Annotated in this window: 21 protein-coding genes and 2 pseudogenes; 8 read left to right on the top strand and 15 right to left on the bottom strand. The window is 63.8% G+C overall.

The window, feature by feature from the left end; translation table 11 throughout:
- Window positions 1-194: 194 nt before the first annotated feature.
- Both UCMB321_RS01605 and UCMB321_RS01600 read left to right on the top strand, forming a co-directional pair.
- Complete coding sequence (locus UCMB321_RS01605; RefSeq protein WP_040063346.1) at window positions 195-1241, top strand: HlyD family secretion protein; 1047 nt, start codon at window positions 195-197, stop codon at window positions 1239-1241.
- A complete protein-coding gene (locus UCMB321_RS01600) occupies window positions 1231-2781 on the top strand; it encodes an MDR family MFS transporter (RefSeq protein ID WP_040063345.1) in 1551 nt (516 codons plus the stop codon). Before UCMB321_RS01605 ends, UCMB321_RS01600 begins: the two co-directional genes overlap by 11 nt.
- Before the next feature lie 31 nt (window positions 2782-2812).
- Here UCMB321_RS01600 and UCMB321_RS01595 read toward each other — a convergent pair whose 3' ends face one another.
- On the bottom strand, window positions 2813-3712 hold the full coding sequence (locus UCMB321_RS01595) for a LysR family transcriptional regulator (protein ID WP_040063343.1): 900 nt from the start codon (window positions 3710-3712) through the stop codon (window positions 2813-2815).
- A gap of 103 nt (window positions 3713-3815) precedes the next feature.
- Here UCMB321_RS01595 and UCMB321_RS01590 point away from each other — a divergent pair, with 103 nt between their 5' ends.
- From UCMB321_RS01590 to UCMB321_RS01565, 6 genes are all read left to right on the top strand, one after another.
- A complete protein-coding gene (locus UCMB321_RS01590) occupies window positions 3816-5240 on the top strand; it encodes an aldehyde dehydrogenase family protein (protein ID WP_040063342.1) in 1425 nt (474 codons plus the stop codon).
- A 270-nt stretch (window positions 5241-5510) separates the two neighbouring features.
- Window positions 5511-6455, top strand: coding sequence for a 2-hydroxyacid dehydrogenase (locus tag UCMB321_RS01585; protein WP_040063340.1), 945 nt, complete (start codon window positions 5511-5513; stop codon window positions 6453-6455).
- 61 nt (window positions 6456-6516) lie between these two features.
- Window positions 6517-6912, top strand: a complete 396-nt coding sequence (locus tag UCMB321_RS01580; protein ID WP_040063339.1) for an SH3 domain-containing protein — start codon at window positions 6517-6519, stop codon at window positions 6910-6912.
- 133 nt (window positions 6913-7045) lie between these two features.
- Window positions 7046-8371: an Nramp family divalent metal transporter gene (locus UCMB321_RS01575; RefSeq protein WP_040063337.1), complete on the top strand. Its 1326-nt coding sequence runs from the start codon at window positions 7046-7048 to the stop codon at window positions 8369-8371.
- 166 nt (window positions 8372-8537) lie between these two features.
- Complete coding sequence (locus UCMB321_RS01570; protein WP_040063332.1) at window positions 8538-8888, top strand: hypothetical protein; 351 nt, start codon at window positions 8538-8540, stop codon at window positions 8886-8888.
- On the top strand, window positions 8878-9192 hold the full coding sequence (locus tag UCMB321_RS01565; protein WP_040063330.1) for a helix-turn-helix domain-containing protein: 315 nt from the start codon (window positions 8878-8880) through the stop codon (window positions 9190-9192). The genes UCMB321_RS01570 and UCMB321_RS01565 overlap by 11 nt, the downstream gene beginning before the upstream one ends.
- 47 nt (window positions 9193-9239) lie before the next feature.
- Here the strand turns inward: UCMB321_RS01565 and hcnC are convergent, their stop codons facing one another.
- The 14 genes and pseudogenes from hcnC to fliD all read right to left on the bottom strand — a co-directional run bounded on the left by hcnC (window position 9240) and on the right by fliD (window position 23315).
- On the bottom strand, window positions 9240-10490 hold the full coding sequence (hcnC, locus tag UCMB321_RS01560) for a cyanide-forming glycine dehydrogenase subunit HcnC (protein ID WP_040063324.1): 1251 nt from the start codon (window positions 10488-10490) through the stop codon (window positions 9240-9242).
- Between the two features lie 3 nt (window positions 10491-10493).
- Entirely contained in the window at window positions 10494-11894 is a 1401-nt protein-coding gene (gene hcnB / locus UCMB321_RS01555) for a cyanide-forming glycine dehydrogenase subunit HcnB (protein WP_040063322.1), read from the bottom strand.
- The gene (gene hcnA / locus UCMB321_RS01550) at window positions 11891-12205 is read right to left on the bottom strand and encodes a cyanide-forming glycine dehydrogenase subunit HcnA (RefSeq protein ID WP_040063321.1); all 315 of its coding nucleotides are present in this window, start codon (window positions 12203-12205) and stop codon (window positions 11891-11893) included. The genes hcnB and hcnA overlap by 4 nt, the downstream gene beginning before the upstream one ends.
- Before the next feature lie 163 nt (window positions 12206-12368).
- Window positions 12369-13247 (bottom strand): annotated as a pseudogene (locus tag UCMB321_RS01545) (efflux RND transporter permease subunit); the annotation flags it as partial.
- Window positions 13214-13384 (bottom strand): annotated as a pseudogene (locus UCMB321_RS29640) (flagellar assembly protein FliH); the annotation flags it as partial. The pseudogenes UCMB321_RS01545 and UCMB321_RS29640, both read right to left, overlap by 34 nt.
- Window positions 13385-13394: 10 nt before the next feature.
- Entirely contained in the window at window positions 13395-14414 is a 1020-nt protein-coding gene (gene fliG / locus UCMB321_RS01540; protein ID WP_040063318.1) for a flagellar motor switch protein FliG, read from the bottom strand.
- The gene (fliF, locus tag UCMB321_RS01535) at window positions 14407-16194 is read right to left on the bottom strand and encodes a flagellar basal-body MS-ring/collar protein FliF (protein WP_040063316.1); all 1788 of its coding nucleotides are present in this window, start codon (window positions 16192-16194) and stop codon (window positions 14407-14409) included. The genes fliG and fliF overlap by 8 nt, the downstream gene beginning before the upstream one ends.
- A gap of 21 nt (window positions 16195-16215) precedes the next feature.
- Window positions 16216-16545, bottom strand: a complete 330-nt coding sequence (fliE, locus tag UCMB321_RS01530) for a flagellar hook-basal body complex protein FliE (protein WP_040063314.1) — start codon at window positions 16543-16545, stop codon at window positions 16216-16218.
- A 132-nt stretch (window positions 16546-16677) separates the two neighbouring features.
- Window positions 16678-18081: a sigma-54-dependent response regulator transcription factor FleR gene (fleR, locus tag UCMB321_RS01525; protein WP_040063311.1), complete on the bottom strand. Its 1404-nt coding sequence runs from the start codon at window positions 18079-18081 to the stop codon at window positions 16678-16680.
- A complete protein-coding gene (locus UCMB321_RS01520) occupies window positions 18078-19277 on the bottom strand; it encodes a sensor histidine kinase (protein WP_167337413.1) in 1200 nt (399 codons plus the stop codon). The genes fleR and UCMB321_RS01520 overlap by 4 nt, the downstream gene beginning before the upstream one ends.
- Before the next feature lie 128 nt (window positions 19278-19405).
- Window positions 19406-20881, bottom strand: coding sequence for a sigma-54 dependent transcriptional regulator (locus UCMB321_RS01515; RefSeq protein ID WP_040063308.1), 1476 nt, complete (start codon window positions 20879-20881; stop codon window positions 19406-19408).
- Between the two features lie 170 nt (window positions 20882-21051).
- A complete protein-coding gene (gene fliT, locus UCMB321_RS01510) occupies window positions 21052-21348 on the bottom strand; it encodes a flagellar protein FliT (protein WP_040063307.1) in 297 nt (98 codons plus the stop codon).
- 9 nt (window positions 21349-21357) lie between these two features.
- Window positions 21358-21753 (bottom strand): flagellar export chaperone FliS, encoded by a 396-nt coding sequence (gene fliS, locus UCMB321_RS01505; protein ID WP_040063306.1) that lies wholly within the window; start codon window positions 21751-21753, stop codon window positions 21358-21360.
- Window positions 21754-21884: 131 nt separating this feature from the next.
- Window positions 21885-23315 carry a flagellar filament capping protein FliD gene (fliD, locus tag UCMB321_RS01500; protein ID WP_040063305.1) on the bottom strand — a complete coding sequence of 477 codons (1431 nt, stop codon included), beginning with the start codon at window positions 23313-23315 and terminating at the stop codon, window positions 21885-21887.
- Between the last annotated feature and the right edge of the window lie 42 nt (window positions 23316-23357).

Raw genomic sequence — 23357 nt, 5'->3', positions numbered from 1 at the left:
AATGGTAACAGGCACGGCCGTCCGGGCTCCAGCGCAGGGCGTCCGGCAGAGGGCATATAAGCCAAGCTTCGGTCTAAAAATGGCTCCGGGCCGCGAAAGCCGGGCTTTCTCCGCGACCGGCATTTACCCATTACCCCTGCTGTGCCAGATTCATCTGCCGTAAAATTCACTTACACATTGATGTGTTACCGCCCATGCCTGCTCAACTCAAGCGTCGACTGTTCATTTTCCTGTTTCTGGTCCTGCTGGTCGCCCTGGGCTTTTTCGCCCAGTGGTTCTTCTGGGGACGCTTTTATGAAAGCACCGATAACGCCTATGTCCAGGGCGAGATCACCCGGGTCTCCAGCCAACTGGGCGCACGCATCGACGAGGTGCTGGTGGCGGACAACCAGCACGTGGAAAAGGGTCAGTTGCTGGTCCGCCTCGAGGGTGCCGACTTCCAGCTCGCCGTCGACCGCGCCAATGCCGCCCTCGCCAGCCGCGAAGCCGAACGCCTGCAAGCCCAGAGCAAGTTGACCCAGCAAGCCAGTCTGATCGCCGCCGCCGACGCCCAGGTGACCTCCAGCCAGGCCAGCCTCGGCCGTTCGCAGCTCGACCTGAACCGCGCGCAGGCGCTACGCAAGCCCGGCTACGTCTCCGAGGAACGGGTCACCACGCTCTCCGCCGACAACCATATCGCCCGCTCGCAAGTGGCCAAGGCCCAGGCCGACCTGCAAGGCCAGCGCCAGCAGGTCAGCGCCCTGAGTGCCGAACTCAAGCGCCTCGATGCGCAGATCGCCAATGCCCGCGCCGACCTGGCCCAGGCCGAACTGAACCTGACCCGCAGCGAAATCCACGCGCCCATCAGCGGCCTGGTCGGCCAGCGCGCGGCGCGCAACGGCCAGTATGTACAGGCCGGCGCCTACCTGCTGTCCATCGTCCCGGACCAGGACATCTGGGTCCAGGCCAACTTCAAGGAAACCCAGATCGGCCACATGCAGCAGGGCCAGAGCGCAACCCTGACCTTCGATGCCTATGGGGACACGCCGATCCAGGGCAAGGTCGAGAGCCTGTTCGCCGCCTCCGGCGCGCAATTCAGCCTGCTGCCGCCGGACAACGCCACCGGCAACTTCACCAAGGTGGTGCAACGCATTCCGGTCAAGCTGACCTTTGCCGCCGACAACCCGTTGCAGGGCAAGATCCGCCCGGGCATGTCGGTCACCGTCAAGGTCGATCTGCGCGACACCCAGCATGGCCGGTGATCAACTGATCCGACCGGTGGGCGAACCGACCCGCCGGGACTGGATCGCGGTGATGAGCGTGATGCTCGGCGCCTTCATGGCGGTGCTCGATATCCAGATCACCAACTCCTCGCTCAAGGACATCCAGGGCGCCCTGTCGGCGACCCTGGAAGAAGGCTCGTGGATTTCCACCTCCTACCTGGTGGCGGAAATCATCATGATTCCCCTGACCGCCTGGCTGGTGCAATTGCTCTCGGCGCGGCGGTTGGCGGTCTGGGTTTCGCTGGGCTTCCTCGTCTCATCGCTGCTCTGCTCCATGGCCTGGAGCCTGGAAAGCATGATCGTGTTCCGCGCGATGCAGGGCTTCACCGGCGGCGCGCTGATCCCCCTGGCGTTCACCCTGACCCTGATCAAGCTGCCGGAGCACCACCGCGCCAAGGGCATGGCCATGTTCGCCATGACCGCCACCTTCGCCCCGTCCATCGGCCCGACCATCGGCGGCTGGCTCACGGAGAACTGGGGCTGGCAGTACATTTTCTACATCAACATCCCGCCCGGCCTGGTCATGATCGGCGGCCTGCTCTACGGCCTGGAAAAGAAAGAGGCCCACTGGGAACTGCTCAAGAGCACCGACTACGCAGGGATCGTCAGCCTCGGCATTGGCCTGGGTTGCCTGCAGGTGTTCCTCGAGGAAGGCCATCGCAAGGACTGGCTGGAGTCGGACCTGATCGTGACGCTGGGCAGCATCGCCCTGCTGAGCCTGATCACCTTCGTGATCCTGCAACTGTCCAAGCCCCATCCGTTGATCAACCTGCGCATCCTGCAGAATCGCAACTTCGGCCTTTCCAGCATTGCCAGCCTGGGCATGGGCGTGGGCCTGTATGGCTCGATCTACCTGCTGCCGCTGTACCTGGCGCAGATCCAGAACTACAACGCCCTGCAGATCGGCGAAGTGATCATGTGGATGGGGGTACCGCAGCTGTTCCTGATTCCGCTGGTGCCCAAGCTGATGAAGTTCGTCTCGCCGAAGATGCTCTGCACCCTGGGTTTCGGCCTGTTCGGCCTGGCGAGTTTTTCCTCCGGGGTGCTCAACCCGGATTTCGCCGGCCAGCAGTTCAACCAGATCCAGATCATCCGCGCCCTGGGCCAGCCGCTGATCATGGTGACCATCTCGCTGATCGCCACCGCCTATATCCAGCCCGAGGACGCGGGGTCGGCGTCGAGCCTGTTCAACATCCTGCGCAACCTCGGCGGGGCCATCGGCATCGCCCTGCTCGCCACCCTGCTGGATGCGCGGACCAAGGTGTATTTCGACTATTTGCGCGAGGCGGTGGTGCCCGGCAATCCGCAGGTGGCCGAACGCCTGGCGCTACTCGCGGACAAGCTGGGCAGCGACGGCGCGGCGCTGGGCAAGCTGAGCGAAATCACCCATCAGCAGGCGTCGATAATGGCCTATAACGACGCCTTCCATCTTGTCGGGATCGCGCTGGCGATCAGCATGTTGTCGGTGCTGTTGACCAAGGCGCTGCCACCAGGGATCAAGGCCGGGGAGGCGCATTGATCCTGATGGCCTCTTCGTGGGCAAGGCAGCTCTAAAGCCCCTGCCCGCTGCGCTCGCGAATCAACTCGATCAATGCCCGCAACCCCGCCGGCACATGTCGGCGCCCCGGGTAATACAGTGACAGACCGCCGTAAGGCGGCGTCCACTCCTCCAGCACCGGCACCAAGGTCCCCGCCGCCAGATCGGCGGCGGCGCTCCATTGCGAGCCATACGCCAGCCCCAACCCGGCCCGTGCCGCTTCCAGCATCAGTGTCGACTCATCCAGGGTCAACACGCCCGGTACATCGATCTCGTAGGACTCGCCATGGCGCTCGAATTCCCAGTGATAGATCCGCCCGCTGGGCAGACGCAGGCGAATGCAGCGGTGGTTCAGCAGGTCCATGGGCGTCTGCGGCACCGGATGTCGGGAAAAATACTCCGGGCTGCCCAGCACCAGCAGCCGCAACGGCAGCCCTAGGGGAATGGCGATCATGTCCTGGGGCACGCTTTCGGTCAGGCGAATTCCGGCATCGAAACCCTCGAGGACGATATCGATCAACTTGCCCTCGGTGACGATATCCACCTTCATGTCCGGATAACGCCGCATGTATTCCAGGAACAACGGCATCGCCTGCTTCACCGCGCCCACGGCGCTATTGATGCGCAAGGTGCCCGTCGGCACATCGCCGTAGTTGCCCGCCTGTTCCATCGCCTCGCGAATGCTCGACAGCGCCGGCGCGATGCTCTCGACAAACTGCGCCCCGGCCTCGGACAGCGCCACGCTGCGGGTGGTGCGATTGAACAGGCGGGCACCGATGCGCGCCTCCAGCGCCGACACCGCATGGCTCAACGCCGATGTCGAGACATCCAGTTCGGTGGCCGCCGCACGAAAACTGCGATGCCGGGCCACGGCCAGCACCGCTTCCAACTCTGTCAGGCCTGATGTGCGCATTATCCCGAATCACTCACTAACCCATGCCGTTTTATCCGGCTTATCAGGTCAATCCTAGCCGCTTATCCTGACTGGCACCACAGACACACGCCTCGGAGCAACCATGCAACGCATCGACCAGATCTATATCAATGGCGCCTTTGTCAGCCCCCACGGCCAGGAACTGTTCGACCTGTTCAACCCGGCGACCGGCCAGGTCATCGGCCAGGTGCGCCTGGCGGACGAACAGGATGCCCGCGACGCGATTGCCGCCGCCAAGGCAGCCTTCCCGGCGTTCTCCCGCACCACCAAGGCCGAACGCCTGGCCATGTTGCGGCGCATGCATGCGGCCATGGCCGCTCGGGAAGACCAGCTCAACGACGCCCTGATCGAGGAATATGGTGCCCCCGCCTCCCGCTCGCGCTGGATGGCCCAGCATGCCGCCAGCGTGTTGCTGGACGCGGCGAAGGTCCTCGAACACTACGATTTCACCCGCCGTGCCGGAACCGCCGAGGTGATCATGCAGCCCCTCGGCGTGGCTGGCCTGATCACCCCCTGGAACAACGACGCCGGCTTTATCTGCGGCAAGCTGGCCGCCGCCCTGGCCGCCGGTTGCACCGCCGTGATCAAGCCCAGCGAAATGAGCGCGATCCAGACCCGTATCGTCACCGAGGCCCTGCACGCGGCCGACCTGCCGCCGGGGCTGTTCAATATCGTCACCGGTCGCGGTGAAACCGTCGGCGCCACTATCAGCAGCCATCCGGATATCGCGAAAATCTCCTTCACCGGCTCCACCCCGGTGGGCAAGAGCATCCTGCGCAGCGCCGCCGAGACACTCAAGCGCGTCACCCTGGAACTGGGCGGCAAATCGCCGGTGGTGATCCTCGACGATGCCGACCTTAGCCAGGCCATCCCCCTGGCCTTGCAAGCCGGCTTCATGAACAACGGCCAGGCGTGCATCGCCGGCACCCGGATACTGGTACCGGAGGGGCGCCTGGCCGAGGTCGAGGCCGCCGTGCTCCAGGCTATCGACACCATCACGGCCGGCGATCCCCACGATCCCCGGACCAGCATCGGGCCGATGGTCAGTGAAAAACAATGGCAGCGGGTGCAACGCTACATCCGCATCGGTATCGACGACGGCGCGCGCCTGCTGGTCGGCGGCGAAGGCCGGCCCCAGGGCGTGGACAAGGGCTGGTTCGTGCGGCCGACGGTATTCAGTGGCGTGAGCAACGACATGACCATCGCCCGCGAGGAAATCTTCGGTCCGGTGCTGTCGATCATCAGCTACCGCGATCAGGAAGAAGCGATCCGCATCGCCAATGACACGCCCTATGGCCTGCAGGCCTATGTGCTGTCCGCCGATACCGAGCGGGCCCGCCAGGTCGCCGACCGCCTCGAGGCCGGCCGCGTGCTGATCAACACCCTGGCCCACGAGCCGGCGGCGCCCTTCGGCGGCTTCAAGCAGTCGGGCATCGGCCGGGAATACGGGACCTTCGGGCTGGAGGCGTTCCTGGAGCCGAAATCGATCCTGGGCGGCGCTCGATAACCGGCAATATCGGCACACCCGATCCCTGTAGGAGCTGGCTTGTCGGGACGCCGCATCGCAGCGATGAGGCCCGTAAGACTTGCATCGACTATACGACCGCCATCGCCAGCAAGCCGGCTCCCACAAAGGAGGATCGCATCTGGCCCTGACGAAACGGCCATCCACGAGAAATGCTTGAGTTCATCCACCGCAGCACCGACCATTGAGTGCAATGACCGGCAGGGCGATACCTGGCCGGTCATTCCTTATTGATACGGCCCGGAGAAACACATGAGCAACGTGGTGCTGGTACTCGTGGAAACCGTCAACGACTACTTGCCGATCCTCCAGAAGCACGGCTTCGAACTGATCCTGGCGCCAACCGAAGCCCTGCGCGCCGAGGCCATCGCCACCCATGGCGAGCGCATCAACGTCGTGCTGACACGCGGCCCGCTGGGGCTGTTCGCCGACGAAATGGCCGCCCTGCCCAAGCTCGAGATCATCTGCGTGCTCGGCGCCGGCTATGAAAAAGTCGACCTGCACGCCGCGGCGCAACGCGGCATCGTCGTGACCAACGGCGCCGGTGCCAACGCCTCGCCCGTGGCCGATCATGCCATGGCCCTGCTGTTGTCGCTGGTCCGGGATATTCCCCGGGCCGATGCCTCGGTACGCCGTGGCGAGTGGCGCAAGCTGACGCGTCCGTCCCTGGGCGGCAAGCGCCTGGGTATCCTCGGCATGGGTGCCGTGGGCCTGGCGATTGCCCAGCGGGCGGCCCTGGGGTTCGGCATGACGGTGAGCTATCACAACCGGCGGCCGCGCACGGATGTCGATTACCGCTATTGCGCGACGGTCACCGAACTGGCGCTGGCCTCGGACTTCCTGATCGTCGCCACGCCGGGCGGTGCCGGCACCCACGCCCTGATCGACCGCCAGGCCCTTGAAGCCCTGGGCCCGCAAGGCTTCCTGGTCAACATTGCACGCGCCAGCGTGGTGGCGACCGATGACCTGGTGGACGCGCTCCAGCAAGGTCGCCTCGCCGGCGCGGCGCTGGATGTGTTCGACGACGAACCCAACGTGCCGGATGTGCTCAAGGGCTTGGCCAACGTCGTGCTGACACCCCACGTCGCCGGCCTGTCGCCGGAGGCTTCCGAAGCCACGGTGACGCTGATGGTCGAGAATCTGCTGGCGTATTTTTCCGGCAAGCCGGTGCTCACGCCGGTGGCCCTTCCCGGCTGATGGCCACGGACCGATACGTTATGATCAGCCGCTTCCCATACCCTTGATGGACACCTCCCGCATGGAACGCACCGCCCGCCTGCTGCCCTTTGCCTGCCTGCTGCTGAGCCTCTCGCCCCTGGCCCAAGCGGGCGAAGCCCCCGTCGATTGCGCCGCCCTGCATGAAAAGGCCAATGCCGAAGCCGGCAGCTACCGCCCGCCCGTCGAAGGCAAGGTCATCGGCAAGGGTCGGGCGTACTTTCACAGCGCCCCCAACAGCGCCTGTATCACCAAAAAGGTTTTCGTCGTTCCCGGCGACAGCCTCACGGTGTATGCCAGCACCGAGGACGGCTGGGCCCAGGTCATGTACATCGCCAAGGACGGTGACGACTTCAGCGGCTGGGTCGAGGAAAACCGTGTCGAACTGGGCCGGCACTACGGCGCTGACCCGGCGCCATCCACCCCGCCGGAACAGTAAGCCCGTCCGCGCCGGGCCAAGCTTCACGGGGGCTGGACTCAAGACAAGGCAGATTCAATCGCCCCGATAGCTTGGGACGAGCGCGGCAAACGTCTAATCTGGAACCCCCTCGCCTGTCGCCCTGGATCGCCGTGTGAAATTCAGCCTGCCGAAAGTTGCCACCGCCCCCTTCTGCCCTTCTGAAGTGAACGGCTCGATTGCAGTCGATAGCGGGGCGCCGTTCTTCAAGCGCGTCCTGCGCTTCGCCGGCCCCGGCTTGCTGATTTCCATCGGCTACATGGACCCGGGCAACTGGGCCACGGCCATCGAGGCCGGCTCGCGTTTCGGCTACAGCCTGCTGTTCGTGGTGTTGCTCGCCAGCCTCGCCGGCATGGCGGTGCAGTGCCTTTGCTCGCGCCTGGGGATCGCCACCGGACGGGACCTGGCGCAGCTCTGCCGGGAGCGCTACAGCCCGCGCTCGGCCAAGCTGCAGTGGTTGCTGGCGGAGGTCTCGATCATCGCCACGGACCTGGCCGAAGTCCTCGGCTGCGCCCTGGCCTTCCATCTGCTGCTGGGCTGTTCGCTGACCTTTGGCATTGCCCTGACGGCACTCGACACCTTGCTCATCCTGGCCCTGCAGAACCGCGGTTTCCGGCGCCTGGAGGCGATCATGCTGGTGCTGGTGGCAACCATCGGCGTGTGCTTTTTCATCGAGCTGGTGCTGATCAAGCCTTACTGGCCGCAGGTGTTCCAGGGTTTCAAGCCATCCCTCTCGGCCCTGGGCGAAGCCGCGCCGCTGTACCTGGCCATCGGCATTCTCGGGGCCACGGTCATGCCCCATAACCTGTACCTGCACACCTCGGTGGTGCAGACCCGACTGATCGGCACGGACCAGGCCAGCCGCCAGGACGCCGTGCGCCTGGCACGCATCGATACCCTCGGCTCCCTGGGCCTGGCGTTGCTGGTCAATGCGGCGATCCTGATCCTCGCCGCGGCGGCCTTCCACCAGAGCGGGCATACCGAGGTGGTGGAGATCCAGGACGCCTATCACCTGCTCGACCCGCTGGTGGGCGGCGCCTTCGCCAGCACCTTGTTCGGCATCGCCCTGCTGGCGTCCGGGCAGAGCTCGACCTTTACCGGCACTATCGCCGGCCAGGTGATCATGGAAGGCTACCTGAACCTGAAGATCCCCTGCTGGCAGCGCCGCCTGATCACCCGAGGCCTGGCGCTGATCCCGGCCTTTGCCGGGGTCTGGCTGATGGGCGAAGGGGCGGTGGGCAAGCTGCTGGTGCTGAGCCAGGTGGTGCTGAGCCTGCAACTGCCCTTTGCCCTCTACCCGTTGATCCGCATGACCGGCGATGAACGCCTGATGGGCGAGTTCGTGAATCGCTGGTACACCAAGGGGCTCGCCTGGGGCCTGTTCGTGGTGATCGGTGCGGCGAACGCCTGGCTGATCGTGCAGCTGCTCGGCGGCGAGTGACAGGAAAAACATCAATCGCGAGCAACGTCCCTCCCCTGACAAACATCGCCGCTCAACACTGCAAATACGCAGGAAAAGTCCCACAAAGAGGCTGTCAGGACTCAACTAGGGTGAAGAGCAGACACACATTCTCTCTTTAACTCTATACGTGAGTAGCGTACAAATAATGAATGCTCTGTTTATCGAACTGCCTCCCTTCGAACGTCATCGCAGAGCCTACCTGGGCGACGAGGCGTTCCGATGTTTCCAGCTCGCCTTGCTGCACAACCCCGAAGCGGGTGAGGTCATCCAGGGCACCGGCGGACTGCGCAAGGTCCGTTGTGTGGACATGAAGCGACACAAAGGTAAACGGGGCGACATCCGGGTGATCTATTACAAGTGGCCGCAAGGTTCCCAGTTCTGGTTGTTCACCCTGTACGACAAAGACCAGCAGGACGATTTGAGCCCGCAGCAGAAGGGAACCCTGAAGCGGCTTCTGGACCGAGAGATAGAGGCGAGAAACCATCATGAAGCGTGACATCTTTGCAGAGCTGGTCGAGGGCTTCGATGCCCTGGCCGATGAACGCCAGGGGAAGGTCACCCTGCGTACCCACAAGATCCAGTTGAACAAGCTGCAACCGATCAGCGCCGATGAGCTGGTGGCGATCCGAACCCAGCTGAAGCTGTCACGGGCGGTATTCGCCCTGTACCTGCGCACCAACACCCGGACCCTGGAAAACTGGGAACAGGGGCGGGCCAGGCCCAATGCCCAGGCCACCACGCTGATCCGCCTGGTCGAGAAGTACCCTGAAACCGTGGAGCGCCTGGCGTCCCTGACCTGAGGCGACGGGCCGCTCCTGCACCAGGTTGCGCGGCGCTCCCGATGTCTTCATGAGGCGACGGACATCGGGGCAAGCCCCACCTCGAAGCGATCCGCCAGGAACGGCGTGATCTCCAGGGGCAGAGGCTCCTGATGGACCAGCCGTTCGAGCATCACGCCGGTGATCGCCGAAGTCAGGATGCCGGTGCGGAAATGCCCGCAGGCATTCAGATAGCCTTCCACGCCCGCCATGGCCCCAAGTATCGGCAGCTCGTCGGGCGAGCCCGGGCGCAGGCCGGCCCAGCAGCGCTTGAGGTTGATGCCCTTGAGCTCGGGCACACAACGCAAGGCCCCCTGCACCAGGCCGGCGACTTCCGGGAAGGTCGTACTGACATCGAAGCCCTTGTCCTCGGTGGTGCTGCCGATGAGGATTTCACCGTTGTCCTTTTGCGCCATATAACAATCGCTGGTGGTCAAGCAGCCCTCCAGCAACTTGGGCATGCGCTCGGTCAGGAGGATCTGGCCTTTCACCGGCTTGACCGGCAGCCTGATCCCGCTGGCCTGCTCGCTGAGCTCGGCAGCCCAGGCCCCGGCGGCATTGATCAGCGTGGCGCAGTGGAAGGTGCCTTGCTCGGCGGTGCGTACACCGCTGACCCGACCGCCCTCGTGCAGGACCCCGGTGACATTGGTGTTGAAGTACAGGTCCACGCCATTCTGCCGCGCCGCCTCGGTGTAGGCATCGGCCAGGCGGAACGGGCTGACCTGGTGGTCGCAGAGAAATTCCAGCGCCCCCTGCGCCTCATGGCTCACCGCCGGTTCGGCCTCGCGCAGCGCTGCGCGATCCAGCCAACGCAACTGCTCGGCCAGGTGCGGGATCCGCGAAACGATGTGCTCGGCATACAGGCGGTCTTCATCGTCGTAGATCACGTATTTCAAACCGGTGCGTTCGAACTTGAAGTCCATGCCATGGCGTTCGATCAGTTCGCGGTGCAGCTGCGGATAGAGGGCATTGGACTGCAGGGCGAACTCGAAAAACGCCGGCGGCAGGATATGCGGGGTGCTCGCGTCCACCGCCACCGCCGCGCCGTGGGCCTCGCGACGACGCTGGGCCGACATCATGCGGAAGAAGATCACCCCGCAGCCCAGTCCCACCGACTCGCCGATGGCCCACAGACCGCCGGCCGAAGCCCGGGTCGCATTGCCGGGGCGCTTGGCGTCGATCAAGGCGATCTTGAGGTTCCTGCGCCGGGACAGATGGTAGGCACAGGAAGCACCGATCACGCCGCCACCGGCAATCACCACATCGTAGGTTCTGTTCATGGTTCAGGCGTCCTTGCCCAGGTTCTGGAAGGCGGAAAAGGGAATCGGCTCGATGGGAAAGCGCGGGCGCAGCCAGCCGACATCGGCGCGTCCGGTGGCCTGGCGCAGGCGGTCGCTGCAATAGCCGACGCACATGCGCCCCTGGCAATCGCCCATGCTGACCCGCGTGCGCATCTTCAGCGCGGCCATGTCCTCGACCCCCTGGGACAGGGCGAGGTCGATATCGGCGCGGGTCGCATGCTCGCAACGACAGATCACCGTGTCGGCCCTGGGCAGGTCGATCTGCCGGGTGCCGCGTCGGGTGTAGCGATCGACGCCGGCGCGGAACCTGCGGATCTTCTTCAGCTTGTCCAGGTAGACCTGGCGCAGGGCCAGGGCGGACTCGGTGTCGAGCACATCGCGTTGCATCAGGATCGATACGGCGGCAATCCTGCCGGCCAGCATCGCCGCCTCGCCGCCACGAATCCCGCCCATGTCGCCGGCCAGATGGATGGACGGTTCGCTGCTCTGCTGCCAGACGTTAGTCTCGGGCCGCAGGCAGCCGTCCTCGCCGACCCCATGGACCAGGCCCATCTGCTGGCTGAGTTGGGTGCGCGGGACAAAGCCGTAACCGACCGCCAGGGTCCGGGCCTCGATCCGGTGAGCCTGGGCAAGGTCCGGCTGCCAATCGCTGGAATAAGGCGCCAGGGTCACGCGCGTCAGTTCCTCGCGCCCCTGGGCCTCGACCACACCCCAGCCGTAGTAGAACGGGATGCCGTGCAACTTCAGATAGGCGAGCATGCTCAAGCCATCGAGAAACATCTGCGGCTTGTTCAGCAGGGCCAGGCTTTCACGGGCGATCCGGCCAAACGCGCTGGCTTCATAAACGCCCGCCACCGACACCCCGGCGGCGTGCAACTGGCAGGCCACCAAGGGCAACAGGGGACCGGTGCCGGCGATCACGGTGGCTCCCAGCGGCTTGACCACGCCGCTCTTGATCTGCAACTGCAAACCGCCGAGCAGCATGACCCCGGGCAAGGTCCAGCCGGGAAACGGCACGTTGCGCTCATGGCAGCCGGCAGCCAGCAGCAGTTGCGAATATTCGACCTCATGCAGGCGTTCGGCGGCGTCCAGCGCCATCAACGTTCGCGTACCTTCGCCGCCGAGGATCCGAGCGCCCAGGCGCACATCGACCCGGTCGGAATAACGCGCGAACTCACCGTGCAGCCGCTCCAGCACCTCGCGGTAGCGCGTGCCCAGGTAGCCGAGGTCGACGCCGTTGCGCAACGGTCCTCGATAAACCACGCCGCCCAGGCGCGAAGCTTCCTCGAACAGCACGCTGGACACCTCGTGCCGGGCCAGCTCGGCGGCGGCGGCCATGCCGGCCGGACCACCGCCGACGATCACCACGGGCAAGCGGTTCATAGCACCTCCAGCACGGGGAAGCGGCTGACGCCGGTTTCGATTTGCATGCCCGGTCGTACCAGCGTCTGGCAAGCCCGGCGCTTGAACCGGCCATCGATCGAGACCAGGCAGCACTGGCAAACGCCCATGCCGCAGAAGGCCCCGGCGACCTGGCCGTGATCGTTGCGCGCCAGCTGCCGCAGGCCGACCGATTGCAGCACGCTGAGTACGGTCTCGCCGGCGGCTGCCGGCACCAGCTGACCGTTGAGGTGGACGGTCATGTCCACTTGGGAAAGGGGTTGAATATCGTATTGTCGATCCAGGTTTTGCATAGGTGCATCGTCCATGACTAGCGTGAAGGGTGCACGCTAAGGGATTCGACGCTGCGAAAATTTGATCCAGGCCAGTAAAGAGGAACAAAAAATCCGGGGGGGGGGCGACCAGCAGCGTCCCCCCTTGTGGCGAGCGGGCTTGCCCGCTCGCCACAGATCTGATTTACCGCCGACGCTTCATCAACCAGTAGGCCGCCGGCAGCACCAGCATCGACAACAACGGCGCGGTGATCATGCCACCGACCATCGGCGCGGCGATCCGCTTCATCACTTCGGAACCGGTGCCGCTGCCCCAGAGAATCGGCAGCAGGCCGGCGATGATCACCGCCACCGTCATCACCTTGGGCCGGACCCGCAAGACCGCGCCCTCGCCTATCGCTTCAAGCAAATCGCGGTCCTCCTCGCTTCCTGCGTCTTGGCGCGCCGTCCAGGCGTTCTTCAGATAGAGCAGCATGATCACGCCGAACTCCGCCGACACCCCGGCCAGTGCGATAAAGCCCACCCCCGTGGCCACCGACAGGTTGAAGTCCAGCAGGTAGAGCAACCAGACGCCGCCGGACAGCGCGAAAGGCAGGGTCAGCATGATCAGTCCCGCTTCGCTGAAACGCCCGAAGGTGAGGTAGAGCAGCACGAAAATGATCAGCAGGGTGGCCGGCACCACCCACATCAGCCGGGCATTGGCCCGCTCCAGGAACTCGTACTGCCCGGAGTAGGAGACGGTCATCCCGGCCTTGAGCTTCACCTGCCGGGCCACCTGTTGCTGCAGGTCCCTGGCGGTCGAGGCCAGGTCGCGCCCGCGGACATCCACATAGACCCAGCCCGACAGGCGGCCGTTCTCGCTGCGCAGCATCGGCGGCCCCGCGCTCACGCCGATATCCGCCACCGCGCCGAGGGTGATCTGTTGCCCGCTGGCGGTGAGCATCGGCAAGCGCTGCAAGGCCTGCGGGCTGTCCCGCCATTCCCGCGGGTAACGCAGGTTGATGGGATAACGGGCCACGCCCTCGACCCTTCGAGGGTCAGCGGCTGGACTTCCTCCAGCGGCACTTCTTCGATCTCGGCCGGCGGTTCTTCCACCGGTTCGGGCTCGGGCTCCTCGACATGCGGGTCGAAGCTGGGCAGCGACCAGAGGTCGAAACCACTCACATCCCGGGCGCGGATCAGATCGGTTGGATCAGTCATGGCTTGATCCTTAGATCATCTCTTCGCCGCCCTTGCCACCGAGCACGATTTCTCCGGCTTCGGCCATACGGCGGGCGATGGTGAGGATTTCCTTCTGCGCGGTCTCCACGTCGCTGACGCGAACCGGACCCTTGGCTTCGAGGTCGTCGCGCAGCAGTTCCGCCGCACGCTTGGACATGTTCTTGAAGATCTTTTCCTTGACGCCTTCGTCCGAGCCTTTGAGCGCAAGCACCAGCACGTCCGAAGACACTTCGCGCAGCAGCGCCTGGATCCCGCGGTCGTCGACGTCGGACAGGTTGTTGAAGACGAACATGAGGTCTTCGATCTGGGTCGACAGGTCCTCGTCCACTTCGCGGATCGAGTCCATCAACTGGCCTTCGATCGAGCTGTCGAGGAAGTTCATGATGTCCGCGGCACGCTTGATACCGCCCAAGGTGGTACGGGCCGCGTTGGAGTTGCCGGAGAACTGCTTCTCGAGAATCTGGTTGAGCTCCTTGAGGGCCGCCGGCTGAACCGTGTTCAGCGACGAGACCCGCAGGATGATGTCCAGGCGTACCTTGTGGTCGAAGTTGTTCAGCACTTCGCCGGCCTGGTCGGGGTCCAGGTAAGCCACGACAATCGCCTGGATCTGCGGGTGCTCGTAACGGATCACGTCCGCCACCGCCCGTGGTTCCATCCACTTGAGACTGTCCAGGCCGCTGGTATTGCCGCCCAGCAGGATACGGTCGATCAGGCCGTTGGCCTTGTCTTCGCCCAGGGCCTGGGTGAGCATCTTGCGCACGTAGTCGTCGGAGCCGACGCCCAGGCTGGTCTGGTCGCCGACGATCTCGACGAACTCGCTCATGACCTGCTCGACCTGCTCGCGATGCACGTTGCCCATCTGCGCCATGGCCACGCCAACCCGCTGGACCTCCTTGGGGCCCATGTGGCGCAACACTTGTGCGGCATCGGTGGAACCCAGCGACAGCAGCAAGATCGCGGCTTTATCGACCCGGGTCAGCTTCTGGGTGACGGCGGCGTTATTACTCATCGGCGTTAATCCACTCTTTGACGACCTGTGCCACGCGGCCCGGGTCTTCGGCTACCAGACTCTTGATCGCATTCAGCTGTGCGTCATAGCCTTCGCTCGGGCTCGGCAGCAGGATGCTTTGCGGGCCGCCCAGGCTGACGCGGTCGTTGGCCAGTTCGCCATCCAGGCCGCCCATGCCGCCGAGTTCCACATCGCCGCCGAAACCGGCCAGCTGTTTGTTCTTGCCACCGCCGGTGATGTTGTTGAGCACCGGACGCAACACCCCGAACACCAGTACCAGGATGAACAGCACACCCAGCACCTGCTTGACCACATCCCAGAACCAGGGTTGCGAGTAGAACGGGATATCGGCGATCACTTCACCGCGCTCGGCGGAGAACGGTACGTTGATCACGCTGACGCTGTCGCCGCGGCTGGCGTCGAAACCGACGGCGTCCTGGACCAGGCGGGTGAAGCGCGCCAATTCGTCGGCGCTCCACGGTGCCCGGGTGGTCTCGCCATTGGCCGGGTTGACCTTGACCTGGTCGTCGACCACCACCGCCACCGACAGGCGGGTCAGGCGACCCAACTGTTGCTTGGTGTGGCTGATGGAGCGATCCAGCTCGAAGTTCTTGGTCGATTGTTGACGCTTGTCCGCCGGATACGGCGCCAGCATCGGTTGGCCGGTGGCCGGGTCCATGATCTGCTGGCCATTGGCATCGAGCAGCGGCTGGCCGGCGGCGATGGCACCGGACGAAGCGCCGGCGCCGCCGGTGGTCTGCGGCGCGGTGGCCGGGCCTGGTGGCTGGTTGCTCAAGGCCCCCGGCACACCTTGCGGACCGTTGCTGGCGGTGCGCTGTTCAGTGGTCGACTGCTCGCTGCGCAGCGCCGGCTGGTCAGGGTTGAACTGTTCGGAGGTCGACTCGACGGCACTGAAATCCACGTCGGCGGAGACTTCGGCCTTGTAGCGATCGTTGCCCAGCACCGGCTGCAGGATGTTGTGCACCCGCTGGGTGAGCATGCTTTCCATGCGCCGGCTGTAGTCGAACTGCTTGCCGGCCATGGTCAATTCGGAGTTTTGCGCCTGGTCGGAGAGCAGGTTGCCTTTCTGGTCGACGACGGTGATCTGCGACTTGCTGAGCTCGGGAACGCTGGTGGCCACCAGGTTGACAATCGCCAGTACCTGGCCGGGCTCCAGGGAACGGCCGGGGTACAACTCGACCAGTACCGAGGCACTGGGCTTGCGCTCATCGCGCACGAATACCGAGCTTTTCGGGATCGCCAGGTGCACGCGGGCACCCTTGACGTTATTCAGGCTGGAAATGGTCCGGGCCAGTTCGCCCTCCAGGCCGCGACGATAACGGGTCGCTTCCATGAACTGGCTGGTGCCCAGGCCCTGGTCCTTGTCGAGGATCTCGAAACCGACATTGCCGTCGCTCGGGGTCACCCCGGCAGCGGCCAGCTTGAGCCGGGCCCGGGAAACGTCATCGGCCTTGACCAGCAGCGCACCGGAGTTCGGCTCGACGGTGTAGGGAATATCCGCCGCCGCCAGGGTTTCCATGACCTGCTTGGCATCCATACCGGCCAGGCTGCCATACAGCGGTCGGTAGTCGGGCTGCTGGGACCACAACACCACGGCAAAACCAATCGCCACGCTGGCCGCCAGGCCGACCATCAGGCCAACCTGACGCAGCATGGTCATTTCGGAAAGATTTTCCAGAAAGGACAACCCGAACAGCGGCGGTTTACCGTCTGCGGGGCTGGACTTGGCCGGTACGTTATCGGCGAGCACTTCTGCCATGACTGTCTACGTCCCTAACCCTTAAACCGGCATCTGCATGATGTCTTGATACGCCTGGACCAACTTGTTGCGCACCTGGGTCAAGGCCTGGAACGAGACGCTGGCTTTCTGCGAGGCGATCATGACATCCGTCAGGTCGACGCCGCTCTTGCCGATCTCGAAGGCCGTGGACAGCTGGCCAGAGGCTTGCTGCACGTCGTTGACCTTGTTGATTGCATTGCCGAGCAAGTCGGAAAAGCTGCTACCGCTGATTTCCGGCGCGGCCACAGCCGATTTCGGTTGAGCCATGGCATCCATTTGCATGGAGCGCATGTCCAGCATCAAGCGATTAAATTCAACACCCTGGCTCATGAACTTCTCTCTCCGGCGACCTGCAATTTTTTGACACTCGTGCAGCAGTTAGTGAAGGGTTAGCAACAAGGGTGCCAGCTCCTTGTCATCCTCGAACAAAATCCGATACACGCGGAGCCGACCTGAATCGGTTTATGTGGCAAACAGATAGGCCTCGACATCCATTCCGGCATCGCGCATCTGCGCCAGTTTGTAGCGCAGCGTACGCGGACTGATACCCAGTCGCTCGGCGGCCTCCTTGCGCCGTCCGCGCTCGGCCCGCAGGGTGTCGATGATCATCTGGAATTCGCGACGCCGCAGGTCGTCGCCCAGGCCGCCCGGCTGCTCGACCGACACCACCTCGAGCGCCGCGGACTCGACGACGGCCGGCCGGGCAGCGGCAGGCATGCACGCCCCGCCGACCGGGCCGGCCAGGCAGAAATCCTCGGCCTGGATCAGCCCGCCCTGCTGCAGGATCAGCGCCCGCTGGATCGCATTGTCCAGCTCGCGCACGTTGCCCGGCCACGGATAGCCGATCAGGCAGGCCTGCGCCTGGGATGACAGTCGAACAGAGGCATGTTTCATTTTGGCGCTGTGCTTGGCGAGCAAACGCTCGGCCAGCGGCAGAATATCGGCGGTACGCTCGCGCAACGGACGCCAGGCCAGCGGGAAAACCGACAGGCGATAGTAAAGGTCTTCACGAAAGCGCCCCGCCGCCACTTCTCCGGCCAAATCGCGGTTGGTGGTGGCCACCACCCGGATATCCAGGCTGATCGGTTTGCGTGCACCGACCCGCTCGACTTCGCGCTCCTGGAGCACGCGCAGCAGCTTGGCCTGGAGCCCCAGGGGCATTTCGGAAATCTCATCGAGCAGGAGGGTGCCGCCATCGGCCTGCTCGAATTTGCCGGCCTGGGCCGCAATAGCGCCGGTGAACGAACCCTTTTCGTGCCCGAACAGGGTCGCCTCCAGCATGTTGTCGGGAATCGCCGCGCAGTTGATGGCAATAAACGGCTGGCTGGCACGCGGCGATTGTTGATGGATATAGCGCGCCAGCACCTCCTTGCCGGTGCCGGACTCCCCCGAAATCAGTACGGTCGAATCGCTGCGTGCCACCCGCGCCGCCAGTTCGAGCAACTGCGCACTGGCCGGCTCCGAGGCAATCGGTCCTTCACCCTCCACCGCACTCAAGCGCCCCAGGGCATGGCGCGCCACCAGGTCGAGCAGCGCCTTGGGCTCGAACGGCTTGACCAGGTAATCGGCCGCGCCCTGGCGCATCGCATCGACCGCACGCTCCACCGCCCCGTGGGCGGTCATCAGCAGCACCGGCAACTGCGGCTGGCGCGCCCGCAGCAGACCGAGCAACTGGTGCCCGTCCATGCCCGGCATGTTGACGTCGCTGATCACCAGACCGAACGCCTGCGCGGCGACCGCCTCCAGCGCCTCCTCGGCCGAGCCGACCGCGTGAAACCGATGCCCGGCCAGCAGCAGGGTGTCGCCCAGCGCCTCACGCAGGGCGTGATCATCCTCGACCAGCAGGACCTTGAGCAGCGGGGTCATTGTTGAGCCTCCTCCATGGCACCGGGAATCAGTGGCAGACAGACCATCGCACAGGTGCCACGCCCCAGCCGCGACTGTAATTGCAGATCGCCCTGATGCGCCCGGGCAACGGCCTTGACCACGGCAAGACCGAGGCCGGTGCCGGTGGTCTTGGTGGTAAAGAAGGGTTCGCCCAGGCGCGCCAGTACCGCCGGCTCGATCCCCGAACCATTGTCACTGATGCACAGGCGCAAGGTCGCGCCCCGAGCGTACAGGTGCACCTTCAGGCGCACCTCGCCGGCGGCGGCCTGCTGGGCGTTCTCGATCAGGTTCAGCAACGCCCCCACCAGGGTGTCGCGATTGCACAACAACTCACCGGCATGACTGTCGCACTGCCAGCGCACGGCCGCCCCCCGAACATGGGTCTGGGCTGCGGCTTGCAGCGCCTGCATCAGCCCCTTGGGTGTCAGCCGATCGGTCAGCGGCAGCTCGCCGCGGGCGAACACCAGCATGTCGCGCACCTGGTGCTCCAACTCATGCAGGCGCTCCTTCAAGCGCCCGGCAAAGCGTTGCTGGGTCTCGACCGGCAAGGCCTGTTCAGTGAGGTGACTGGCATAGAGCAAGGCCGCCGAGAGCGGGGTGCGGATCTGGTGCGCCAGGGACGCCACCATGCGCCCCAGCGACGAAAGGCGTTCATGCCGGGCCAACTGATCCTGCAGGCGACGGGTTTCAGTCAGGTCATTGAGCAGGACCAGCTGGCCCGGCTCCGCGTCCAGCGAACGCGTGGAGATCGACAGACGCCGACCGTCCTTGAGGGAGATTTCATGGCCGTCGTCCTCGCGCGGCGCGAAGCAACGGGCGATCACCTGGCGCCAGAGCTCGCCGACCAGCGGCAGGCCCAGCAAATCCCGGGCCGCAGGGTTGGCTTCACTGACGATGCCATGGGAGTCGATCACAATGACCCCGCCCGGCAACAGGTCGAGCAGGTTCTGCAGGCGATTGGCCAAGCGCTCCTTCTCCGCCAGTTCCGCCATGCGCTGGGCGCTGACCACGGCCAACTCACCCTTGAGCTCGGTAACCCGGGCTTCGAGCAGGCTGTAGGAGTCGGTGAGTTGCGTCGACATCTGGTTGAACAGCGAGAAGGCCTGCTCCAGACCCAGCCGACTAACCTGCTCGACGGACGACGATTGCCCCGTGGATTCAGGGACAGGTGACATCGGGGCGGCTTGGGGCATGGTGCTCTCTCGCTTGGCTGACCGTCATTTAAACGGAACGTTGCAAGAGACTTAGCAATACCCGTGCCTAAAAAAAACCGCCCATTTTTCAGCGGGTTGAAAAACCGGCGTCAATCATCCGCCTGTTCATCACCCTCGCGACGACTCATACCGTACTTGCGCATCTTCTCCACCAGGGTGGTGCGACGAATACGCAGGCGCTCGGCGGCACGTGCCACGATGCCATTGGCGTCATCCAGGGCTTGCTGGATCAACCCCTGCTCCAGGCCACCGAGGTAGTCCTTGAGGTCCAGGCCCTCGGGCGGCAGCATCGCCGAGGTGGCGAAGTCCGGCGCATGGCCATTGATCGCCACACGCTCTTCCAGGTCGTTGCGCAGGCTGTCCACCAACTGCTCGTCTTCGTCATCGACGTAGCGGAATTTCTTCGGCAGCTCGGCGACACCGATCACCCCGTACGGATGCATGATCGCCATGCGCTCCACCAGGTTGGCCAGTTCGCGGACGTTGCCCGGCCAGGCGTGACGGCACAGCGACATGATCGCTGCCGAGTTGAAACGGATGGAGCCGCGCTTTTCGTGCTCCATCCGCGAGATCAATTCGTTCATCAGCAACGGGATGTCTTCGACCCGCTCGCGCAGCGGCGCCATCTCGATGGGGAACACGTTCAGGCGATAGTAGAGGTCTTCGCGAAAGCTGCCGACCTCGATCATGCTTTCGAGGTTCTTGTGGGTGGCCGCGATGATGCGGACGTCGATGCTCTGGGTCTTGTTGCTGCCCACGCGCTCGAAGGTGCGCTCCTGCAGCACGCGCAACAGCTTGACCTGCATCGGCAGCGGCATGTCGCCGATCTCGTCGAGGAACAGGGTACCGCCGTTGGCCAGCTCGAAACGCCCGGCACGGCTGGTGATGGCCCCGGTAAAGGCGCCCTTCTCGTGACCGAACAGCTCGCTCTCCAGCAACTCGGCGGGAATCGCCCCGCAGTTGACCGGCACGAAAGGCGCGTCGCGGCGCTTGGAGTGATAATGCAGGTTGCGCGCCACCACTTCCTTGCCGGTGCCGGACTCGCCGAGGATCAGCACGCTGGCGTCGGTGTCGGCCACTTGCTGCATCATCTGGCGCACATGCTGGATGGCCCGGCTGGTACCGACCAGACTGCGGAACAGGTTGGGCTCGCGCTGCCGACCACGCTCGCGGGCCTGGTCGTACACCTCGCGATAGACCTGGGCACGGTGCAGGGAATCGAGCAGCTTGCTGTAGCTGGGCGGCATTTCCAGGCTGGACAACACCCGGCGGCGCTGCTCTTCCGGCAGGTCGGCGGAAGAAATTTCACCCAAAAGCAACACGGGAAGGAACTCATCCCAGGTGGAGAGTGTCTTAAGCAAGCCAGTCAGTCCGCTCGCGACATTGACCGTCCCGATCAGGACGCACAGCACCTCGCGACTGGACGACAACGAGCCGACCACCTGCTGCCAGTCATCACTGGTACAGGAAAGATTTTCTTCGCCGAGAAAATTTAAAATCACCGCCAGGTCGCGGCGGCGAACGCTATCGTCATCGATCAGCAGAATCTTGGTTTCACGCCACATGCAATAGCAACTTCCCTAGTCAACTCGATGCCCGGTATGGGTGGGCAAGCTAGACATCCGAGGCCGGAAAGGGCCTTCAAGGACGACTGAAATCTGGAAACAGCACTAGTTAAGTCAAAAAAGCGTACATAGTCAAATTTATGGCGCAATACGGTTCGATTAACCCAACATTAACCGAACAGATGGTAAACCTTTGCAGCGTTCCTTGCTTGCTGGATCTTCGACATCTCGTCGACTATCGACTGGCGTTCGCCCATGGCGGCCTCCAGCAGTTGGCGATAGACGTGGAGCAACTCTTCCAGCTTGATGCGCAGTGCATCCTCATCCACTGCCGTCTCGTCGAGCACATCTTCCATGCAGGCACGGCAGGCCAGGTCCAGTTGACTGATGGCCTCCCAGTCGCGCTCAGCCAAAGCCCTCACCAGGGCTTCGCGGGTTTCTTCGATACGCTGCAGTACGAGACTCATGATGCCCCCTTAAAACTGCGGACCTGGCGCGGCGATGGCGTCCCAGCCTTCCTTGACCGTGGTGAGCAGGCCGGCGACTTCGTCGAGCATCTGGATGTCCGAGTGAACATTGGCTTCCAACAGACGCGTCATCATATAGGCGTAAAGCTTGTCCAGATCACCCACCGTATCGGCGGATTTCTCCAGATCCAAGCCTTCGCGCAGCCCACCGACAATATCGATAGCCTTGCCGATGGCCACGCCCTTGCCCGGAATATCGTTGCGCTGGATCGCGCCCTTGGCCTGCGCAATGCGATCCAGGCCACCTTCCATCAGCATCTGCACCAGACGGTGAGGACTGGCCTCGGAGGTCTGTGCCTGGGCTCCCACTTTCTGGTATTGCCGAAGGGCTAGCATCGGATTCATGTTCTACCTCATTGCCACTCAAGGGTTCGTATAAGCAGTGTATCGCCTTTGAGTCAGAAAACTTTAGACCCGGAAGACAAAAACCCGGCAGGCGGTAAACGCAGCCGGGTTTTTGGCGTGGACGACACGGATCAGCCCGATGATTTCGAAGCGTTCAGGGAGGTGAAGAACGCCGTGATGCTGGTGGCCGTCGCCTTCAACTGCCCGACCACCTGGTCCATGGCGTTGTACTTGGCGGTCAAGGTAGCCGTCAGATTGGTGACGTGCAGGTCCAGCGCCGCCTGCTGTTTACTCAGATCGGCGGCGTTCTTCTGCAACATGTTGCTGCGCTGATCGAGCATACCGCCGGTCTGGACGTAAGGAGTGATCGCCTTGATCATCCGCGACAGCAGACCATCGGCACCGGACTGGGCGGTAGTACCGGTAAACAGCTGCTGGACCTGGCCGCTAAGACCACCCGTGGTCATGGCCTTGTTGAACTTCGTGGAGTCGAAGTTCAACTGCCCGGTGATCTCATCGGTGCCCACGCCCAGTTGCGAGAGCACCGTCAACTGACTGCCCGACCCTTGCGTGGTGAGCACACCGCGCATGGCGGAAATCAATGAGCGAGGCAGGGAGTCGCCGGTGAACGCCGCCGAAACCGTGAGCGCGCCACTGGAATCCGCAGTGGGCTTGCTCAGAGTGTTGATGGTCGACATCAGGTTGTTGTAAGCCGTCACGAAGCTCTGGATCGAGGTCTGCAAACCCGAGCTGTTGGTGCCCACGGTAACCGTCGACGTCGCCCCCCCTCCCGCCACTAGGTTCAAGGTCAGACCGCTGATCGCGCTGCTGACGGTATTGCTTTTGCTGGTCACCGCCAGGCCATTGATGGACAGGCTCGCATCCTTGGCCAACGCGGAAACCGCACCCGAACTGGAGGCCGTCGGAGGATTGGCCATGACCTGGGTGCCATTGATGGTCAGTCCGGCAATACCGCTAACCGACATATCGGAACCCGCGCCCGTGGTGGTGGAACCGAGCACCAGACGCGAACCATTGCTGTCGGTCACGATGTTGGCGGAAATACCCTTGGACGACAGCGTCGAGTTGATCGCGTCCCGTGTACTCTGCAGCGTGGCATTGGCGCCGATGGTGACATTGTAGTTAGTGCCATTCTGACTGATGGTCAGGGTACCACTCGGAATGGCACTGGACGCGCCACCGGCAAAAGCGGCACTGGCAATCTGCGAACCCGTGGCGAGGCTGTTGACCGTAATATTGTAGTTGCCCGCCACTGCCGTATTGTCGGAGGTGGCAGTCAAGGTCGCCGGCGTCCCGGAGGTGGCCGAGTAACCGGAAAACTGCGGATTGGTCGTGCTGTTGAGGTTGGTCAGCGCGGTCTGGAAGGTCGTCAGCGCACTTTTCAGAGAACCCACGCCAGAAACTTTCAGCGTATTGGCCGATGTCTGAGTGTTGATCTGCGTTTGCTTGGCCGTTTTATCGGAGTTGACCAATGCGGTCACGATCGAACCGATATCCAGGCCGGAACCGAGTCCCACATTCGATGTAATTGGACTTGCCATACCTATTTACCCTCAGTTTACCGCCAGTCTTTTGAGCTTTGC

Origin of the sequence: Pseudomonas batumici, from assembly GCF_000820515.1 — a bacterium.
Classification (GTDB): Bacteria; Pseudomonadota; Gammaproteobacteria; order Pseudomonadales; family Pseudomonadaceae; genus Aquipseudomonas; species Aquipseudomonas batumici.
Note: the sequence above shows the minus strand (reverse complement) of the source record. Positions and strands in the feature narration are given on the sequence as shown.

Coding starts and splice junctions, on each gene's coding strand:
- fliG (WP_040063318.1), bottom strand. CDS start 14,414: ATGAGTAATAACGCCGCCGTCACCCAGAAGCTGACCCGGGTCGATAAA.
- fleR (WP_040063311.1), bottom strand. CDS start 18,081: ATGACCCCGCTGCTCAAGGTCCTGCTGGTCGAGGATGATCACGCCCTG.
- UCMB321_RS01595 (WP_040063343.1), bottom strand. CDS start 3,712: ATGCGCACATCAGGCCTGACAGAGTTGGAAGCGGTGCTGGCCGTGGCC.
- UCMB321_RS01520 (WP_167337413.1), bottom strand. CDS start 19,277: ATGTCACCTGTCCCTGAATCCACGGGGCAATCGTCGTCCGTCGAGCAG.
- UCMB321_RS01580 (WP_040063339.1), top strand. CDS start 6,517: ATGGAACGCACCGCCCGCCTGCTGCCCTTTGCCTGCCTGCTGCTGAGC.
- fliF (WP_040063316.1), bottom strand. CDS start 16,194: ATGGCAGAAGTGCTCGCCGATAACGTACCGGCCAAGTCCAGCCCCGCA.
- hcnC (WP_040063324.1), bottom strand. CDS start 10,490: ATGAACAGAACCTACGATGTGGTGATTGCCGGTGGCGGCGTGATCGGT.
- fliD (WP_040063305.1), bottom strand. CDS start 23,315: ATGGCAAGTCCAATTACATCGAATGTGGGACTCGGTTCCGGCCTGGAT.
- UCMB321_RS01585 (WP_040063340.1), top strand. CDS start 5,511: ATGAGCAACGTGGTGCTGGTACTCGTGGAAACCGTCAACGACTACTTG.
- UCMB321_RS01590 (WP_040063342.1), top strand. CDS start 3,816: ATGCAACGCATCGACCAGATCTATATCAATGGCGCCTTTGTCAGCCCC.
- UCMB321_RS01570 (WP_040063332.1), top strand. CDS start 8,538: ATGAATGCTCTGTTTATCGAACTGCCTCCCTTCGAACGTCATCGCAGA.
- UCMB321_RS01515 (WP_040063308.1), bottom strand. CDS start 20,881: ATGTGGCGTGAAACCAAGATTCTGCTGATCGATGACGATAGCGTTCGC.
- hcnB (WP_040063322.1), bottom strand. CDS start 11,894: ATGAACCGCTTGCCCGTGGTGATCGTCGGCGGTGGTCCGGCCGGCATG.
- UCMB321_RS01565 (WP_040063330.1), top strand. CDS start 8,878: ATGAAGCGTGACATCTTTGCAGAGCTGGTCGAGGGCTTCGATGCCCTG.
- UCMB321_RS01605 (WP_040063346.1), top strand. CDS start 195: ATGCCTGCTCAACTCAAGCGTCGACTGTTCATTTTCCTGTTTCTGGTC.
- hcnA (WP_040063321.1), bottom strand. CDS start 12,205: ATGCAAAACCTGGATCGACAATACGATATTCAACCCCTTTCCCAAGTG.
- fliS (WP_040063306.1), bottom strand. CDS start 21,753: ATGAATCCGATGCTAGCCCTTCGGCAATACCAGAAAGTGGGAGCCCAG.
- UCMB321_RS01600 (WP_040063345.1), top strand. CDS start 1,231: ATGGCCGGTGATCAACTGATCCGACCGGTGGGCGAACCGACCCGCCGG.
- fliE (WP_040063314.1), bottom strand. CDS start 16,545: ATGAGCCAGGGTGTTGAATTTAATCGCTTGATGCTGGACATGCGCTCC.
- fliT (WP_040063307.1), bottom strand. CDS start 21,348: ATGAGTCTCGTACTGCAGCGTATCGAAGAAACCCGCGAAGCCCTGGTG.